The organism is Bacillus sp. 05T31, from assembly GCF_056396725.1.
Window position 1 is genome coordinate 1 of the sequence record NZ_JBFTMA010000686.1, and the last position, 2,387, is coordinate 2,387.

Below are 2,387 nucleotides of genomic sequence, written 5' to 3' on the forward strand. Positions count from 1 at the left end.
ATGTATATGTATACACGCCTTGAAGGCACACAACGTTTCATTTCAATTCGTGAAGATGACTTAAATGCTAGATTCCCTGGTTTATTAGATGTTGTAATACATGCGACAGAACCATACTAAAAAACATCTCATATTCATATGAGATGTTTTTTATTTTTTGCTATTCTTTTAATAAAATGCAACTTTAATCAGTCGGGAATTTGTTCATCACACACTAGGAATATATGCGTTTCATTCTTTTTACTTTATTTTTGTACTGGATCCTTGGGACACTTTAATTATTTGATTACATTTTATACACATCATTAATATAGGGCCCCCTATCTGTTTCAATTCCTGTAGTTGCTTATGCTCACACTCCTCCATATTATTACCTCCCTTATCATATAATTAGGTCATTTGTAATCACCATAACTACCAGATCCATTCCTAATTTAAGGTCTGAATAAAACGTTTAAAAGCCGATATCCCTTCGTCATCTCGTTTAAAAACACCAGCATCTTCAAGCGCCTGTATAAATTTCTGTCCCAATTCTTCTTTTACAATCTCCTGTACATTTTGTTCATTTATCCGATTGTCATATTTGCTTTTTAATTGTTCTGCCCATCGTATATGAGGCGATGGAATATCACTTGGAATGTTAAGTAAGAATTTTTCCACTTCCTGAAGTTCTGTTTTTAAACGAGCAGGAAGTACAGCTAACCCCATTACTTCAATCAGACCGATATTTTCCTTTTTAATATGCTGTATTTCCGCATGAGGGTGAAAAATACCCAGCGGATGTTCTTCACTTGTACGATTGTTTCGCAAAACAAGGTCCAATTCGTACATACCATTCCGGTAGCGGGCAATCGGCGTAATCGTGTTATGTGAAATTTCATTCGTAAATACCAATATATTAACAGAAGGGTCACTATATCCCTTCCACCTCTCTAATATGTACTCCCCTGCATTTACTACTTGTTCTATATCGTTACTTCTTAAACGAATAACTGACATTGGCCATTTAACAATAGAACATTGGATTGCTGGAAAGTTAGTTAGTTCAAAGATTAGATCGTTCGATGCATTTGCCATAGCAAATTCATAATTTCCACCTTGATAATGGTCATGTGTTAGAATAGATCCTCCTACAATAGGCAAATCTGCATTAGAACCAAGGAAATAATGCGGGAATTTTTCTACAAATTTTAACAAACGTAAAAATGTTTGACGGTCAATTTTCATATCACGGTGTTCTGAAGACAATACAATACAGTGTTCATTGAAGTATATATACGGAGAATACTGTAGAAACCAGCTTTCATCTGTAAGATTCATACGAATCATACGATGATTCGAGCGTGCTGGATGTCCAATTCTGCCTCTATATCCTTCATTCTCAATACAGAGTAAACATTTTGGATAATTTGTACTTTCCAATACTCTCTCTCTAGCAATTTGTTTCGGGTCTTTTTCCGGCTTTGATAAGTTAATCGTTATATCAATGGGTCCATATTCCGTATTTACTTTATAATTTATATTTTTGGCAATTTGCTTCATTTGGATATAGTTGCTGTTTTTACTTAACTCATAGAAGTAATTTGTCGCAGCCTTCGGATTTTGTTCGTATTTTTCATAAAATAGAGAATTGATAACGGACGGTTTGGACATAAAAACATCCATAATTGCACTTGCTAAAATCTCCTTCTCGTCCATTACTGCCTCAATGACTTTATGCATACAAGCATATTCAATTAACTCTTCCAATAACTCCGAAATTGCTTTCTTTGCGGGCGCTGACGCTTCCACTACAAAGTCATCTAAACGAAGTAAGGAAAGGATTTGATTCCTTGTATATATTTCATCTTCTTTTTCAATCAATTGAACTTCAATAGCACGATCAATTAACTGCTGGATAGCTTGATATATCATCAGTATATACCTCCTCTAACCTTATAGCGGTTTATGTTGTTACGATGCCAGTTCTATGTACCTTTTATAATTTTATGAACAGACGTATAGGATAACCACCATTCTAATTTACGTTTTGCTTTCTCAGAATAAGTTATTAGYATACTTAAATCGCCCGTTTAGTAAGCTATTTTGTTACATTATACGTACGTAAAAGCACTTCTACAATCAACATCTTGTCGTATTTTTTAGACATCTTGCTTTTCACTTTTAACAATTCACTAAAAACATACAAAGGAACATTTTTTAAAATCAGTTTCCGATGATTCAATGAACACATTGAGGCCTATCTCCTCTGAGATAGGCCTCTAATTTCCGATATTACACGAACTATAAAACTACCTTTATCTTAATTCGAGATTTTTATCTCTGTGTTTCTCCCCCTGAAGTCACCTTTTCAATACGTAAATTATCTAAAATAAACGTACCTGCTC

At 34.2% G+C, this 2,387-nt stretch carries 1 protein-coding gene and 1 pseudogene; one reads left to right on the forward strand and one right to left on the reverse strand.

What is annotated here, in order from left to right; translation table 11 throughout:
• Nucleotides 1–120: pseudogene (locus AC1DJR_RS26595) on the forward strand (transcriptional regulator); the annotation flags it as partial.
• A gap of 309 nt (nucleotides 121–429) precedes the next feature.
• On the opposite strand, the gene galT reads toward AC1DJR_RS26595, so the two are convergent.
• Nucleotides 430–1,914 carry a UDP-glucose--hexose-1-phosphate uridylyltransferase gene (galT, locus tag AC1DJR_RS26600; RefSeq protein WP_477003921.1) on the reverse strand — a complete coding sequence of 495 codons (1,485 nt, stop codon included), beginning with the start codon at nucleotides 1,912–1,914 and terminating at the stop codon, nucleotides 430–432.
• Nucleotides 1,915–2,387 lie beyond the last annotated feature (473 nt).

Excerpts from the sequence above, each read along its gene's own strand:
- galT (WP_477003921.1), bottom strand. The coding sequence starts at position 1,914 with ATGATATATCAAGCTATCCAGCAGTTAATTGATCGTGCTATTGAAGTT.